This is a genomic window from Allomuricauda sp. TY007, from assembly GCF_010468565.1.
Lineage (GTDB): Bacteria > Bacteroidota > Bacteroidia > Flavobacteriales > Flavobacteriaceae > Flagellimonas.
On record NZ_WUEG01000001.1, the window covers coordinates 1 to 15,698 of the forward strand.

Annotated in this window: 12 protein-coding genes and 1 tRNA gene; 6 read left to right on the forward strand and 7 right to left on the reverse strand. The window is 37.8% G+C overall.

The window, feature by feature from the left end:
• The first annotated feature begins 233 nt into the window (after positions 1-233).
• Complete coding sequence (locus tag GO009_RS00005; protein WP_163624102.1) at positions 234-611, forward strand: hypothetical protein; 378 nt, start codon at positions 234-236, stop codon at positions 609-611.
• A gap of 479 nt (positions 612-1,090) precedes the next feature.
• Here the strand turns inward: GO009_RS00005 and GO009_RS00010 are convergent, their stop codons facing one another.
• Positions 1,091-1,726 carry a phosphoribosyltransferase gene (locus tag GO009_RS00010; RefSeq protein ID WP_163624103.1) on the reverse strand — a complete coding sequence of 212 codons (636 nt, stop codon included), beginning with the start codon at positions 1,724-1,726 and terminating at the stop codon, positions 1,091-1,093.
• Positions 1,716-2,384, reverse strand: a complete 669-nt coding sequence (locus GO009_RS00015) for a DNA-processing protein DprA (protein WP_163624104.1) — start codon at positions 2,382-2,384, stop codon at positions 1,716-1,718. The genes GO009_RS00010 and GO009_RS00015 overlap by 11 nt, the downstream gene beginning before the upstream one ends.
• Before the next feature lie 835 nt (positions 2,385-3,219).
• Between GO009_RS00015 and GO009_RS00020 the strand changes: the two genes are divergently transcribed.
• On the forward strand, positions 3,220-8,616 hold the full coding sequence (locus GO009_RS00020) for an AAA domain-containing protein (RefSeq protein ID WP_163624105.1): 5,397 nt from the start codon (positions 3,220-3,222) through the stop codon (positions 8,614-8,616).
• Between the two features lie 311 nt (positions 8,617-8,927).
• On the opposite strand, the gene GO009_RS00025 is transcribed toward GO009_RS00020, so the two are convergent.
• Positions 8,928-9,001 (reverse strand) — tRNA-Asn (locus tag GO009_RS00025).
• A 258-nt stretch (positions 9,002-9,259) separates the two neighbouring features.
• On the opposite strand from GO009_RS00025, the gene GO009_RS00030 reads away from it, so the two are divergent.
• Positions 9,260-9,409 (forward strand): hypothetical protein, encoded by a 150-nt coding sequence (locus GO009_RS00030; protein ID WP_163624106.1) that lies wholly within the window; start codon positions 9,260-9,262, stop codon positions 9,407-9,409.
• A gap of 38 nt (positions 9,410-9,447) precedes the next feature.
• Here GO009_RS00030 and rseP read toward each other — a convergent pair whose 3' ends face one another.
• Positions 9,448-10,803: an RIP metalloprotease RseP gene (rseP, locus tag GO009_RS00035; protein WP_163624107.1), complete on the reverse strand. Its 1,356-nt coding sequence runs from the start codon at positions 10,801-10,803 to the stop codon at positions 9,448-9,450.
• 151 nt (positions 10,804-10,954) lie between these two features.
• Here rseP and GO009_RS00040 point away from each other — a divergent pair, with 151 nt between their 5' ends.
• From GO009_RS00040 to feoB, 3 genes are all read left to right on the forward strand, one after another.
• A complete protein-coding gene (locus GO009_RS00040; protein WP_163624108.1) occupies positions 10,955-11,632 on the forward strand; it encodes an SCO family protein in 678 nt (225 codons plus the stop codon).
• Positions 11,633-11,719: 87 nt separating this feature from the next.
• Positions 11,720-11,962, forward strand: coding sequence for a FeoA family protein (locus GO009_RS00045; protein ID WP_163624109.1), 243 nt, complete (start codon positions 11,720-11,722; stop codon positions 11,960-11,962).
• Positions 11,959-14,175, forward strand: coding sequence for a ferrous iron transport protein B (gene feoB / locus GO009_RS00050; protein WP_163624110.1), 2,217 nt, complete (start codon positions 11,959-11,961; stop codon positions 14,173-14,175). Before GO009_RS00045 ends, feoB begins: the two co-directional genes overlap by 4 nt.
• A gap of 153 nt (positions 14,176-14,328) precedes the next feature.
• On the opposite strand, the gene GO009_RS00055 is transcribed toward feoB, so the two are convergent.
• Genes GO009_RS00055 through GO009_RS00065 form a run of 3 tightly spaced genes read right to left on the reverse strand, consistent with a single transcriptional unit; the run spans position 14,329 to position 15,597 of the window.
• Positions 14,329-14,721 (reverse strand): DUF423 domain-containing protein, encoded by a 393-nt coding sequence (locus GO009_RS00055; protein WP_163624111.1) that lies wholly within the window; start codon positions 14,719-14,721, stop codon positions 14,329-14,331.
• A 9-nt stretch (positions 14,722-14,730) separates the two neighbouring features.
• Complete coding sequence (locus tag GO009_RS00060) at positions 14,731-15,138, reverse strand: DUF2141 domain-containing protein (protein WP_163624112.1); 408 nt, start codon at positions 15,136-15,138, stop codon at positions 14,731-14,733.
• Positions 15,139-15,162: 24 nt separating this feature from the next.
• Entirely contained in the window at positions 15,163-15,597 is a 435-nt protein-coding gene (locus tag GO009_RS00065; protein ID WP_163624113.1) for a hypothetical protein, read from the reverse strand.
• Between the last annotated feature and the right edge of the window lie 101 nt (positions 15,598-15,698).

Here is a 15,698-nt window from a genome sequence, read left to right on the forward strand (position 1 = left end):
CACAGAATAGATATAAAAGGAGAATCAATGAGAAGAAAATTGAAAAATAAAAACTAAGTTTAACCCAAGGATAGATCAAATCTGGGCAGTCCATTTGCCATGGTCAGTTTCATCCGGCGAAGGTGGGTCAGTTTACCCGGCTTATCCAATCCAAGTATTGGAACTGGTATTGAGCATCCTTCCGGATAGCCAATTGTACTTTATGGACAAATTGGACGAAAAGCTAACTAAACTTGAAAACAAAAAATGAATCCATGAACCCGAACGAAGAAAAACTAATAAAGGATTTGAGACTTCACTCAAATGACCATTCCCCTACCTTGATTCCCCATCCATGGTTCAAAGACAAGTTCCAACCCACATTCTTTTATCTTGATGGACATGCCGATCTGTTGTTGACCGTTCGTTCTTTGATATATCTTTCCATGAGGGCAATAAATCCCGATCTTGGTTCGGACGATGTAATGGAGAGGAACGAAGAGGAATTTATCCATCAGGCGATGACCATAGCCAACCGCTTGATGCCGGTCGGGGAAGAGGCATTGATGGACCATTTGAACCTATTTTTCAGGGAAGAAAAAAAGGCCAAAGAAAGGGGGTTGACACGATAATTACAAAAGCAATAATACCTCCAACTAAGCAACTCAATTTTGATTTTTCCGTGAAAAACTCTTTGACTTTACTGGGCTGAAAGCATTTTTACGTGAAAAATGGGAATACTCTAAAAGTTTATGCTGGGCTAAAAGTGGAATGAAATCTACATCTAAGGGTTACAATAAATTACCGTTTTTTAGTCAAAAACCCATTGATTTTACTGGGCTGAAGGCCTTTTTTAGTCAAAAATGATGTAAACATCAATAACCACTATTTTTAAAAAACATCCTAAAAATGGGCTTTTCCGAAGGAAAATAAATCAATAGCATCGTGCCTGCGTGCTATCCTCTTGCTTTACATTTTTCTTTTGCATTTACAAAACAAAAAAGAAAGCATTCCAACTCTGGAATATCTTACAAAAAATCCCTTTTTAGTCAAAATTGCCATAGATGCCATTAACCTGTAATATTGAATTAAGAATAATTGGTTTAACAACTTAATTGGGCAAAAAAATGCGGTCTTGCTCCGGATGATAAATCATTTGATTATACGAAGGCCTAACTATTTCGTCTAAGGAAGCTACAAATCCACGAGTTCTCATAGCCGCAAAAACCAATATTTCTGCGTTTGGATAGATTTCTTTTAATTTCCTAACGCAGGCACACGATGTTCTTCCCAAAGTAAAAACATCGTCAACAATAATTAACTTTTGAATAAACGCTTGTGGTGGCGTACACAATAAGCTGTTAAAATGGGTGTTGCAAGAGGGACGACTTTCAGCAGTATAATAATTACTTGATTTTGGGACAGGAGCTATTCTTGCAATTAAGTTTTGTACACTTCCACCAAAACCTGAGTTCACAAGGTGCTCTGATAAAATTCTTGTTGGCCAAAGTGCCCCCTCAACCATTGGTGTACTTCGAGGTGCTGGAACCAATACTGGATTATCCCTGAACATCTCTGAAATTGGGTGATTCAGGGGTAATTTAGACATATGGTAAATGAGTCTTTCAATAACTAGGGAATTTCCTGACTTAATATTACCGCATATTCGTTTTGAAAGCTGTGCTTTTTCATTGGTTCCCCTGCTAGCATATTCAAGCATTGTAGCGAATGGAATCTCAAAAGGCATCCTCAAACTTTGAGGTCAAATAAGGGATGTCAGTAAATATCTCATCAACATTATCCCTTGAAAGTACTTGGGCGCCGTAATCCAACATTTCTTTCGCCCAAGAGATTTCCTTTTCCTTAATAACATTTTCCAAAATATATACTTCCCGCCCTAAACGAAGGGCCTCCCAACCTTGATGACGAGTTCCACTTTTTTCGGATGCCTCTATTATAATTGTAGCGTCTGATATTAGGGCCATTGTTCTATTACGAATTGGAAAATTCTTTGGTTGAGTCGGATATCCTTCAGGAAATTGTGAAACGGCTAAATGTTCTTTTTTAATCATTTCCAAGAGATTGACATTCTCTTTTGGATATGAAACATTTAAAGGAGTTCCCAGAACCGCTATAGTTTGACCCCCAGAATTTATTGCAGTTTGGTGAGCAATAGTATCGATACCTTTTGCCAAACCACTAACGACGATGATGTCATGTTTTACTAAAGTCGATGAGATTATTCTAGCTCTTTGTAATCCTTCTTTGGTAGCGGCCCTAGAACCTACCACTGAAACCCTTCTCTTTTCATATAACAAATTTTCATTTCCACCAAAAAATAACTTTTCAGGTAAAAATTTCTTTTCGGCGTCAGTTAATAGTTGAAAATATGTTTCGATGCCCATGGGAAGAGTCTGTATTGGTACAACAATGTACAAAATTAAAGTAAAATATATTGCCTGAACCCTAGATCGCGTTAAATCAGATTTGCGTAAATAAGGTATAAAACCAAGTAAATAACCCGATCCTTATTCAGGCCTAATAAAAGAATAGCTGAAAAAATGGCTAAAACTATATATCCCATTCCTAGACTAGGATTAATTTATCAAAAGAAAAAAATTCTTTGTTTATTTATAGTTTGCCGCAAATCCATGCCTGTTTACGGGGGGTTCGGGGGCATTTGCCGCAAATTTGACTCCCTAAACGTACTTTTTTAAAAGTAATTTTAAGGTAAGGTACTGTTTTATAGTAGGTTACTTTAGTGTTTATCCATGCAACACCGGCCTGCCGTGTTGCCCTCTTGCTTTACATTTTTCTTTTGCGAAGCAAAACAAAAAAGAAAGCAATCAAGTTTAGAAACCAAATCATCCATTCGATAAAATTATTAAACCTTTTACGGAATTCCACATTTTCCAGTTTATTAAAAATTCTTACATTTAACACAATCCCCTCAAATTTACTGATAGCCTAGTAAAACTATGCTTTATTAAAACCTTAAGCATAGTCAATCAAATGGGTAATATATGCCGATAAAACCTCTTCATAAACAAGTTAGATTAAAAATTGAAAACCACAGTATAACCCTTTTGCTTTACCCCTTATCCATAGTAAATCTGAAAGCCTTCCAGAAACAAAGTAATTATATGCAGGAAAATATACTTAACTTGTGTACTATCCCCCTATCATGTAAGTTTTTCAACTTTAAAAAACAGTCAATTGTATTAGAATAAATTGGGCATGATGAAAAAGAACAAATACTTACAGATATTTAATTATCTAAAAGAGTTCTCGAAACTTAGAAGTAACCCTGTCCGCGACATTGAAGCTCAAGAAACACAATATCCTGAGAAATTTTGGCTGAACGACATTCCCGAAAATGAGCTTTTTGAAAATATTATCAGGCCTGACTTCAATGAAGACAACGACTATTGGTTGAAAGTAAGAAAGCCTAAAGTACCCGTGAAACCACAATTTGCCAAGCTTACAGAAAACTTGGAAAAATGGATTGATAAGCCAACATTATTAAATGAAGAAGATGAACCCAAGTTAAAGGAAGCACTTGAAATTAATGGAGAAACTCTTTCAATTGAAGATTTTCCAGAACTTGAAAAAGAATTACAGCAATACATTGACAAAAAATGGATTGATGACCTGATAGAATATAACGAGAAAATTGAAGTTTACAGAATTGAACACGAGAAGTATGAGAAACTAAATGCTGTTTACAAACAGCTTTTCCGAATATTCAACAAGACCCAGCAATTTGGAGAAGAGTACGAGTTAGTTGTTGGTGTTGGGCTATTGAACTTTAAAGAGAATGATGAACGTCCGAAGATTTTCAGACATATTTTAACCCAAAGAGTCGATATTAATTTCGAGTATTCTCAAAAAGACTCACAAATTTTCGTTTCGCCAAACTTAGAATCTGCACCCCAAATTGAAACTGATTCCATCCTTGATTTATTTGACCAGTTCGATTCGCAAAACATAATAGATGCTGAAAAGGCGGTAGAGAACTACATTAATGAAAAAAATATTGAAACAATTTTCAGCAATACAGAAGATGCCCTACAAATGTTTGCAGAAAGGGTTTCTCCTGATGGTAGCTATAACCATTTAATTGAAAAGCCAAATAGAACAGCTTCAAAACCAAATATCACTTTTTCCCCAGCTCTCTTACTTAGAAAAAGAAATACTCGAAGCTTTACCGCCCTATATGAGAAAATCTTAGAGAATATCGAAAATGGTAAAGATAGTCTTGAAATTCCGACAATTAATGACCTTATAGGAATCCATCCAAATATTGAAGATGATAATTCTCTCTCAGATAACTCATTTAATAGCTCACAGATTGAACCAATATTTTTTCCGAAGGAATACAATGACGAACAATTAGAGATAGTTGAAAAAGCCAAAAGAAATAATAAGGTTCTAGTTCAAGGCCCTCCAGGTACAGGAAAGTCCCACACTATTGCCAATTTAATTTGTCACTTGCTCGCAAACGGTAAAAAGGTATTAATTACCGCTTATACAAAGAGAGCATTGGAAGTTCTAAAAGATAAGCTTCCACCTGAATTTCAGGATTTGGCAGTAAACCTTTTGAGCGGGGATTCATCTTCCATCCAAGACTTACAATCAAGTGTCAATGCCATAAATGATGAATTATCAAGAGCCAATCTAACTCAATATCAATCACAAATTGATGGGTATGAAAATGAATTAAAGAAGACGAGAGAATCAATTGCTGAAACCTCAAACAGTCTTGTCAACATTAAGGAGAAAGCAACACGAAAACAGGAGATTAACGAAAAATACAAAGGAACTTTAACTGAAATTGCTGAGAATCTTGAAATAGATACACCATTATTCGAATGGTACGAAGACGATTTCAGTAATATCGAAAATAATGAGTTGCTTTCACGTCTAACCGAATTCATTCAACTGCATGGAAATTACAAGCAAATTGCGACAGATGAATTTGATTTTGAAATCCCTAATCCCAATGAATTACTTACTACTGACCAGTTAAAGGAATATTCAAGACTTATTGACAAGCTTGCCAAAGGCTCATTTCCAAAAGATGACAACCTGAAAATTTCATGTTCAGATTTTGAGCAACTTTTTCAACACCTACATAACCTTCAAAAATTTTACAACGAAGTAGATAAATTCCAGATTGACTTCACTTCTTCTGTTATAGAATCCTTCTTGAAAGGCAGAAATCAGGAATGGTTGCAAATATTGAACCAGTCAAAGTCGCTGCTCGAAAAGTTCGAAAAGCATGATTTACGGCAGGTTGATAAGGATATTGAAGTCTCTTATCCTCAGGACAAAAGTTTAAAGCAGCTTAAAAATGATGCTCAAGTACTTCTTGAATATTTAAATGAAGGTAATCCGTTAACAGGATTTACTTTTTCAATTAAAAAGCCCTTTCTACCAAGAGAAATAAAAGAACGACTATATTTTATTGAATCGGTTCGTGTCAATGGAAGTCCTTGCGATACTATTGAGGAATATGAAACTGTATTGAAGGATATTTCCTTTCAACAAGACTTCATAGAGCTTGCGGAAATTTGGAAAAAGGAAGTTCCAAAAGGGAACTTACTGTTCAATAAGTATTCCTTTTTTAAGCAAATCCAAGATGAGGTTTCACGCCTTACTAAGTTAATTGAGGAAGCAAAAGTATTGGAATCGGCTATTAAATCCAGTAGCAGTTTGCAGATAAAACTCTTTGATAAAGAAGACCTAAAGTTGTCTATTCTCAAAGCGGAGTATAGCAAATTAAAAGAGCGAATTTCGGAGATTGAAGAGCTAATTAATCAATCTACTGCATATCTGAATAAGTATGTTCCAAAAGGCTACCACCCAATTAAGGAAAATATAATTGAAGCATACAACAACCTTGACCTTCACGCATATGAAGAATTACTGAACAGAATTGAAAAGTTAGCCTATGGAAAAGAGAATTTCCTGAATTTCAAAAATTTACGTTCTGAGCTTTATTCTAAGATTCCATCCACAACACAATTGGTAGAAGACAATTCCTTTTCAGCTAAGGATGTAGAAAATTTAAAACAAGCAATCTTTTTCAGAAATGCGCAACATCAACTTGAAAAGCTGATGGATATTAATTATGAAAATCAACTTATTCAAAGCCTATCTGAATTAGAAAGGAAAGAAAGAAAACTAACTGCAAAGCTCGCTTCAAAAAAAGCATGGTATAAAGTTGTTGAAGGTCTGCAGCAAAACCGCTCTTTGAGACAGCATTTAGATGCTTGGGTAATGGCAGTAAAGAAGATTGGTAAGACGGGAAAAGGCAAAAGGGCAATGAAGTTTCGAAAGATTGCTCAACAAGAAATGGAACATTGCAAAGATTCTGTTCCATGTTGGATAATGCCGTTGTATAAGGTTGCTGAAACGATTCAGCCAGAACAAGAAATGTACGACTATGTAATTATTGATGAGGCCAGTCAACTTGGCCCTGATGCTATCTTCCTACTCTACATTACAAAGAATATTATCATCGTTGGAGATGACAAGCAGACTTCACCTGAATATGTTGGTGTTGACGCAAATACAATGACGCCTCACATTAAGCGTCACCTAAATGGAATCCCATTCTCAGATTATTACGGGACAGAGTTCAGCTTTTTCGACCATGCTAAATTTTTCTGTGATGGAGTTACCGTTCTTCGGGAACATTTCAGGTGTATGCCTGAAATCATTGAGTTCTCAAATCGTCATTTTTATGCTCCTGATGGAAAAGGACTTTACCCACTTAAGCAATACTCAGAAAATCGGCTTGAACCATTAACAACTGTGTTTTGCTCAAATGGATACACAGAAGGTAGAGGCGCAAGAATAATAAACGAGCCAGAGGCAAATCACATTGCTGAAACAGTCGGAAAGTTAGTCGAAGACGCTAACTACAATGGAAAGACAATTGGAGTTATTACTCTACAAGGAAATCAACAAGCAAGTTTGATTGAAAACCTCCTTCTGAAAAGAATTGGAGAAAAGGAATTTCACAAACGCAAGATTGTCTGTGGAAACTCATCCTCTTTCCAAGGTGATGAAAGAGATATTATCCTTTTGAGCCTAGTTACTGCTCACAATCACAACAGGTCGGCACTTGTGAAACCAGAAGACGAAAGACGGTTCAACGTTGCAGTAAGTCGTGCCAAAGAGCAGATTTATTTATTCCATTCTGTTCAGTTGGACGATTTGAGTAATACAAATGATTTACGTTACAAACTATTAGATCATTTCAAAAATTACAACACCTATCAACCAATTTTCAACACGCCAATAGAAAGGCAAATGGGAACACAACCTGAACCTTTCGACAGTTGGTTTGAAGTTGACGTTTACAATGATATTGTGAGAAAGCGACTTAGCATTATTCCTCAATACGAAGTGGCGAAAGGTCGATACAAGATTGATATGGTTGCTCTGCTACCTGATGGAACTAAAATAGCTATAGAATGTGATGGTGATAAATGGCATGGTCCCGAACAGCATCAAAATGACATAATGCGCCAAAAAGTACTTGAGAGATGCGGTTGGCAGTTCTTTAGAGTTCGTGGTTATGAGTATTACAGCAACAGAGAGAAAGCATTAGAACCACTTTGGAACATGATTCCTGTATTTGAAGAAAAAGAGATAGAATCCATATCAGATAATGGGTATCAGGAATCTAATACTCAACAGGAAAAAGAAGCAAGAACGGGTGATTCATTAGATGTGCAAAATTCAGATTTGGTCATTGATAAATATGATGAAGAAACTCCTGAAGAACAATTTGAGCAAGTTGATTCAAGACCAAGAACAGAACAAATACTTCGATACTTCAACCTATTTAAATCAGGGACATATATTCTGACAGATAAAGAGCCATTGGAAGCTGATTATGTAATTCCGATACAAGAAATTTACAAGACAGGTTTTCTTCTACAATGCTATAAATCAGGCCATGTCAATAAAGTCCATATTCCAATACTTCTTTCAAGGAGAATTGGGAAAGAATATATGAATGGATTGAATAAAGATGGGGAATTGGTGCATATCGAAGCTGTTGAAACTGAAAAAATCATTGGCATTTACTTCAATGAGAATGGCCGTAGAAAATTCAAAGCACATTTGACCGAAAATATTTCGACACGGGAGCAACTTCACTTGCAAGGCTACAAAGTCATTTACAATGATTTTGACCAAATAGAATATAATTTCTTTCCCCTTGATATCTATGATGACATCAGTCGATTAGTATTCCAAAGTTTTACCGCTAATGGAAAGCCAGTGGACAACAATTACTACGAATCTGAATGGTCAGTTATCAAAAGCCATTCTGAAATAGTCCTAGAAGTGGTAGAACAAAGAGTAGATTACATTCCAAACTCTCTATTTGAGAACAAGGTCGAACTAAATAGCACTGTAAAAATTAAATTCCTTAGTAATGAGAAGGAATTAAATGTGAAATTGGTAGACTATCAAACCAATGGTGCTGAAATCATTAATGGAGTGCAAATCGTAAATATTACGAAGCCGTTGGCTGTTTCAATAAAAGGTAGAAGAATTGGAGACAGGGTAACAATAGGCGACACAAAAAGTAAAGTTGAAATAATTGACATACTATAACTTATCGCTTATCTAGGATAAAAGTAATGCTGAATAGGGACAAATAAGTTCTCATTAGTTTAATTAGTAAGTTGCACCCTATTCCAATTTTATTCTACGCTTTTCTTTCCGAACACTACAAAATTGTAACAGGATTCAAGTGCAAAGGTTAGGGGGTAAGTATTGGGACAAATCTCAATTTAATCTGGAAAATTTTGGTTTTAAATGTTAAAATTTGACCCCAAACTTCATTTTTTTCAATCTGCGTGCAAATTGCGTGCAAATAAAAAAGGCCCCAGAGTGTGAATTTCTCTGAAGCCTTACTGTCTCTGCTCCCCCTCTTGGACTCGAACCAAGGACCCTCTGATTAACAGTCAGATGCTCTAACCAACTGAGCTAAGGAGGAATATTACGTTTAAGATAATCTTTGATTTATACTCTGTTTCTCTTTACACTGCTTGCCGGTCAAAAAAGTAGCTCAGTTCTGAGCCCTGCCTGCCGGCAGGCAGGTAAGGAGGAATATTTTACCTTAAGCGGGTGCAAATATAATAGAATCTTTTTTACACCACAAACAAAAAAACTTTAAAATATTTATGCCACTCGCAAATTTTGAGAGTGGGGGCGATTATGTTTGGTTAATTGTTTAATCTTAAAATTTAATCTTATGAAAAAACTAAGAGAGTTTAATGGAATGGAAATTGAAGAAACTAAAGAAATTAATGGCGGGTATTGGTGGCTCAGGTTTGGCCATCCTTTACTTGGTGAAATGTATTTGATGCAGTGGGAGAAACCACAATTAACAACAACCGCTTAAAAAAAGGAGCAGTTTTTAAAAACTGCTCCTTTTTAATATTATTTAAAAAGCCATTTATACAAATCGTTGCCATTGGCAAACAGCAACAAAGCAATCAAAATAAAGAACCCTATCATTTGTGCATACTCCAAAAATTTATCGCTTGGTTTACGTCCTGTAACCATCTCATAAAGCAGGAACATTACGTGCCCACCATCCAATGCGGGAATAGGCAAAATGTTCATAAAGGCCAAGATTATGGATATAAATGCCGTAGTGGCCCAAAATGCAGGCCAGTTCCATGTATCGGGGAACATGCCACCAATAGCGGCAAACCCTCCAACACCTTTATAAGCTCCGGTTTCAGGGTTAAAAATCTTCTTTAATTGCTTTACGTAACTGGATAGAGTGGAAACACCTTTGTCAATTCCTGCTGGAATGGCTTCCAAAAAGGTATATTTTTCAGTTTCTACCGCCAAATACCCTTCTTCTTGCAAATCATCCATCGTATATCCCCCAATCTCCAAACCTAACTTACCTTCCCCATTAACGTGGGCTACAATATTGGAGTGTGTTCCATCGGCACGTTCTACTTCAATGTTGATGTCCTTGTCCTTGTTCTTTTCCAGTATATCCATCACTTGATCTCTGTAAATAGCTTCGGAACCGTTAATGGTCAAGAATTTATCTTTGGATTGGAATCCCGCAGTTTTATTATGCGATGTTTTTGGAATCTTATTTACTTGGAACGGAACCCTAAAGCTTAGGAAACGAACCTTATCCTCGTCTTCAATCAAAGTAGAGATAAAATCAATGGGGATTTCTTTTTCTATACGCTGGCCATCCCTCTCTATAGTAATATTGTTTCCATTGATCAACTCAACAAATACACTATTAAAGGTTTTTAGCTCCTCGCCATCAACAGCAATAATCTTATCCCCGGTCTGTATACCTACTTCATCCCCAATTTCCTTTTCTATTACCCAAACCCCATCTTTTAAACTATCCATGGGTATATATTGGTCGCCATAAGAGTAGGCCATTCCAATATAAATTACAACAGCCAAAATAAAGTTCACCGTAACCCCGCCCAGCATTATGATCAAACGTTGCCAAGCTGGCTTGCTCCGGAATTCCCAAGGTTTTGGCTCCTGCTGCATCTGCTCTTTGTCCATGCTCTCATCAATCATTCCGGATATCTTTACATATCCGCCCAAGGGCAGCCAACCAATACCATAAACGGTTTCACCGATTTTCTTTTTGAAAAGGGAAAATTTAACATCAAAAAAAAGATAAAACTTCTCCACCCTGGTCTTAAAAAGCTTTGCCGGGATAAAGTGTCCCAGTTCGTGAAGCACGATCAGAAGCGATAAGCTCAGAAAGAATTGTATAGTTTTGATCAATATAGGGGTCATTCGTCGTCTTTTGTTAAAACGCACAAAAGTAACCTTTTAGGTATTGATAAAAAAACCTCAATTTTCATCCCCATACGATTTAAGAAAGATTTAGCAACAATTAGTGGCTTTATCCTTGAGGAATAGCCATTTGGACCGTAATTTTGTAACCATGGGATCATTTTTCGCAAAGTACAAGCTGTTTGGAATAGTAATGTTGTTGCTCTCGGCGGTTATCGTTTATCTGTTCTATAATGCGCTGCAACCTAAAAAAATGCTTCCTGTGTACCAACCTTCTATGGTCGACAAATCTTTGGTTGACAGCACCTTGCACTATACAAAAAAATACCACAAAGTGGCCGATTTTTCTTTGGTGAATCAAAACGGCGATACCATAACCCAAAAGAATTACAAGGACAAGATCTATGTGGCCGACTTCTTTTTTACCACATGCCTTACCATTTGCCCGATCATGACCAAAAACATGACCGAAATACAGGATGCAGTGATAGACAATCCCAACATAATGCTCCTCTCCCACTCCGTGACCCCAGAAATAGACACTGTTGCCCAATTAAAAAGATATGCCTTGGAAAAAGGTGTAGTAGATAGCAAATGGAACTTAGTGACAGGGGATAAAAAACAAATTTATGAGTTAGCACGGAAATCGTACCTAGCGGTTAAAAATGATGGTGATGGTGGGGCTTTTGACATGATCCATACCGAAAACTTTATTCTGGTGGACAAGGAAAAACGGATTCGTGGCTTTTATGATGGCACCGATCGTGAAGATATTGACAAGCTCCTTGAGGACATCAAAATACTCGAAGCCAGTTATAAAGAACAATAAGTTTTCCCTTTATTTATGATTACCTCCCCTAGTTTCCCTTTTTTACTTATTTTTGTCCTTAATTAAATTTATTCTAAATAAGAACAATTGGCGACCGTAGCAGATTTACGATATGGACAAAAGGGCATAATCAAGGATTTTACCGAACATATCCTCCCTATAAAACTAATGGAGTTGGGCTGTCTTCCCGGGAATAGTGTGGAGCTTTTGCAAATTGCCCCTTTGAACGACCCCATTTACATTAACCTCAGCGGAAGTCATTTGGCAATAAGAAGGTCTTTGGCAGCACTTATAGAGCTGGATATTATTGAAGAAACGCAGGCCAAATGAGTAAAAATATCAACGTAGCCCTTATCGGGAACCCAAATACGGGGAAAACCTCAGTTTTTAATCAACTTACAGGACTCAAGCAAAAAGTCGGGAACTACCCAGGCATCACCGTAGAGAAAAAAGAAGGTATCTGCAAGCTCCCAAGAGGAGTTAAGGCACATATCCTTGACCTTCCAGGAACCTATAGTTTAAATACCACTTCTTTGGATGAAAGTCTGGTCGTAGAACTTTTGCTCAACAAGAATGACAAGGACTATCCCGATGTGGCCGTTGTTATCAGCGACGTGGAAAACCTAAAAAGGAACCTACTCCTTTTTACCCAGATCAAAGATCTTAAGATTCCGACCATTTTGGTCATAAACATGGCAGATCGGATGTCCCGCAAGGGAATATCGCTGGATGTTGAGGCCATGGAAAAAAAGTTGGACACCAAAATTGCTTTGGTAAGTACGCGAAAAAATACGGGCATTGAAAGAGTCAAGGAACTCATTGCCGACTACAAGAGCATTTCTTCCAAACCGATTTTGGACCCGACCAGAATCTCCCCTGAATACTTTAACCGCCTTAAAGAGACCTTTCCTCAGGAAGACCTATACAAACTATGGCTGGTGATCACCCAGGACGTGAACTTTATGCCCATAGAGAAAAAGCGGATTCAGGATGCCACGGATTTCTCCACCAAATCCAAGGATGAACTCAAAAAACTACAGCACAAGGAAACCGTGCTCAGGTACCAGCTCATCAACAATATTTTAAAAGAGACCTATAAGGTCGATTTTATGGTAGCCAAGGGCTTACGCGCCGCTTTGGACAAAATTCTTACACACAAAGTCTTCGGTTACCTTATCTTCTTTGCCATTTTGTTGCTCATCTTCCAAGCTATTTTCGAATGGAGTTCCTACCCCATGGACTTTATTGACGAACAATTTGCAATGGCTGCAGAATGGATCAAAAACACATTGCCCCCCGGTGTTTTTACAGATTTGCTTGCCGAGGGTATTGTGGCCGGTATTGGCGGCATTGTCATTTTTATACCACAGATTGCCTTTTTGTTCCTCTTTATCTCCCTGCTGGAAGAATCGGGATATATGAGCCGCGTGGTATTTTTAATGGACCGGTTGATGCGTCCTTTTGGGTTGAGCGGAAAAAGTGTAGTGCCCTTAATTTCTGGAAACGCATGTGCCATTCCCGCCATTATGGCCACCCGAACCATAGAGAACTGGAAAGAACGGCTCATTACCATTTTAGTAACACCATTTACCACCTGCTCCGCCAGATTGCCCGTATATTTAATTTTAATCGCCCTGGTAATCCCCGAAGGCAGTATTCTGGGACTCAGTTATCAAGCTTTGACTTTAATGCTGCTCTATTTGATCGGATTTGGAACCGCCCTGTTATCCGCAATGGCCTTGAACAAGATCCTTAAAATAAAAAGCAGGTCTGTTTTTATGGTGGAGATGCCCACCTACCGTCTACCATTGCTTAAAAATGTGGTGTATACCGTAATTGAAAAGACCAAGAGTTTTGTACTGGGGGCAGGTAAAATTATTTTGGCCATCTCCATTGTATTATGGTTTTTGGGATCCAACGGTTATTCTGATGATTTTCAGGATGCCGACCGTATTGTTACGGAACGAATAAAAAACGAAGGGTTGAGCACCTACAGTAAAAACTATGTCCAGAACAATATAGAATCTTATCGGCAATCTGCCGAAGCAAAAGGATTGTCTCCCAATGCCCTGCAAGATTCCATTCAGGTGCTCGCCGCAGAGCTTTCCGAAAGGGCCATAGCCCAGGAAATAGCCAGTTATAAGTTGGAGCACTCCTATATTGGACAAGCAGGAAAGGCTTTTGAACCCCTGGTAAAACCCTTGGGTTACGACTGGAAGATTGGCATCGCAGTTTTGACCTCCTTTGCCGCTCGCGAAGTATTCGTGGGAACTTTGGCCACCATTTACAGTGTGGGCAGTGATGAAGAGGAAACCATTAAAAATCGAATGGCAGCAGAGCTGGACGAAGATGGCAAACCCTTGTTCAATTTGGCCTCGGGTATTTCTTTAATGCTGTTTTATGCATTCGCCATGCAATGTATGAGTACCCTCGCCATTGTAAAAAGAGAGACCAATTCTTGGAAATGGCCTATGATCCAATTGGGCTTTATGAGTGCTTTTGCTTATATTGTAGCATTGATAGCCTACCAAATCCTAATTTAAAACAAAGATGATTCAACAAATATTGGCATACGGAACTTTACTCATTGCAGTAGGCTATTTGGTTTGGAAATTCTTGCTTCCCAAATCAATCTTCAGTAAAGGAAACAACAATTCCAATTCCTGTGGCCAGGACAACTGTGGCTGTAGTTAACATCAAATTAAATTTGAAACAAAGGAATAAAGCAACAAGGCCCAACCCACAACCAAAAGTAGTCCTCCAAGTGGAGTAACAGGCCCCAAAAAACGAGGTTTATTCCCTTTTGCCGCACCCAAACAAAGTGCATAAATACTAAAAGAAAACAATAAGGTTCCAAAAATAAAGCAATTGACTATCCAAGAATCCAAGGGCTTGTCAAAACTGAGATTAAAACCCAAGACCAATAACACGATAGCGTGGTACATCTGATATTTGACCCCTGTCTCAAAACTTTGCAGCAGTTCGGGTGTCAATTTCTTTTTAAGGGCATGAGCACCAAATGCCCCAAATATCACAGCCAATAATCCATACAAGGCTCCCATGAGCTGGGCCATAAAAATTGTTCCCATTTTTAATTTTTAAAGTTTAACGTCGATTTCGTAATCCGAATGGATTTGGAATGCACATTCTTTATATTTTGGAGGTCCAAAGGTTTTCATCCTTCCTTTGGAAAAGGCCACTTTTTCTTTGGGTACGCCCAACCAATTCGTATCCAATTTACCATTTCCGTTCTCATCGTGGAAAACCGCCAATGCATATCTACCTGCAGGTAAATCTTCAATCATCAATTGTACAACCCCCTCGTGAGCAGCTTCCGTACCAGTTTTAAATACTCCATCAAAAGACAAAAAAGTAGCATCCGAATTGTAGACGGCCACATTTATATTCCCCTTGTTGGATGGTACATTGTGCACATGCACCGAAATATCATTCTGTGAAAATATGGCCCAAGGTGCTAGAAATAGACCAATAAAAAGTATTCTCATAGTAAATCAGGACTATTTAGGGAGTTATTTGGGCGGCTCAGTTTCACCCAGCAAATTACGCTGCAAAATAGCATATAATTTTTGGGTTTCCAGACTGTCCTTAAGATTCAGGTACAGTTTAAGGGAATCGTGGTGCACCACCTTTATCTTTTGTTGATATAGGTCATCCACAAAAACATAAACTTTGGTATTTGCGATCGAGTCCTTGAAAACTCCTTTTTCCCTTTCCATCCAGGAAAACCCGCTGGAGCGTTCCATTTCGGGCAACTTGTCCACCATCAATACACTGTCCAACTCGGACAAAGGTATTTTTTGATAATAGATACCAGAGAATATTTTCAGGTTGCCTTCTTCAATCTTGTGCCAGTTTTTATAGTGCTCCACAAAAGCAAGAACACAAAATATCACGGTTATAACAATCAAAACGTTCCACGACCAATGTCTTTTTCTTTTGCCCATCTGTCTTACAGTCAAATACTATTTGGTAAGATTTAAAGGTAGTTCAATTCTTTTTAAGGGTCAAGAAGCTACGATCCTAGTATATTTGAAGTATTAAGCAC

Excerpts from the sequence above, each read along its gene's own strand:
- GO009_RS00015 (WP_163624104.1), bottom strand. The coding sequence starts at position 2,384 with ATGGGCATCGAAACATATTTTCAACTATTAACTGACGCCGAAAAGAAA.
- GO009_RS00055 (WP_163624111.1), bottom strand. The coding sequence starts at position 14,721 with ATGGGAACAATTTTTATGGCCCAGCTCATGGGAGCCTTGTATGGATTA.
- GO009_RS00065 (WP_163624113.1), bottom strand. The coding sequence starts at position 15,597 with ATGGGCAAAAGAAAAAGACATTGGTCGTGGAACGTTTTGATTGTTATA.
- feoB (WP_163624110.1), top strand. The coding sequence starts at position 11,959 with ATGAGTAAAAATATCAACGTAGCCCTTATCGGGAACCCAAATACGGGG.
- rseP (WP_163624107.1), bottom strand. The coding sequence starts at position 10,803 with ATGACCCCTATATTGATCAAAACTATACAATTCTTTCTGAGCTTATCG.
- GO009_RS00010 (WP_163624103.1), bottom strand. The coding sequence starts at position 1,726 with ATGCCTTTTGAGATTCCATTCGCTACAATGCTTGAATATGCTAGCAGG.
- GO009_RS00060 (WP_163624112.1), bottom strand. The coding sequence starts at position 15,138 with ATGAGAATACTTTTTATTGGTCTATTTCTAGCACCTTGGGCCATATTT.
- GO009_RS00040 (WP_163624108.1), top strand. The coding sequence starts at position 10,955 with ATGGGATCATTTTTCGCAAAGTACAAGCTGTTTGGAATAGTAATGTTG.
- GO009_RS00020 (WP_163624105.1), top strand. The coding sequence starts at position 3,220 with ATGAAAAAGAACAAATACTTACAGATATTTAATTATCTAAAAGAGTTC.
- GO009_RS00030 (WP_163624106.1), top strand. The coding sequence starts at position 9,260 with ATGAAAAAACTAAGAGAGTTTAATGGAATGGAAATTGAAGAAACTAAA.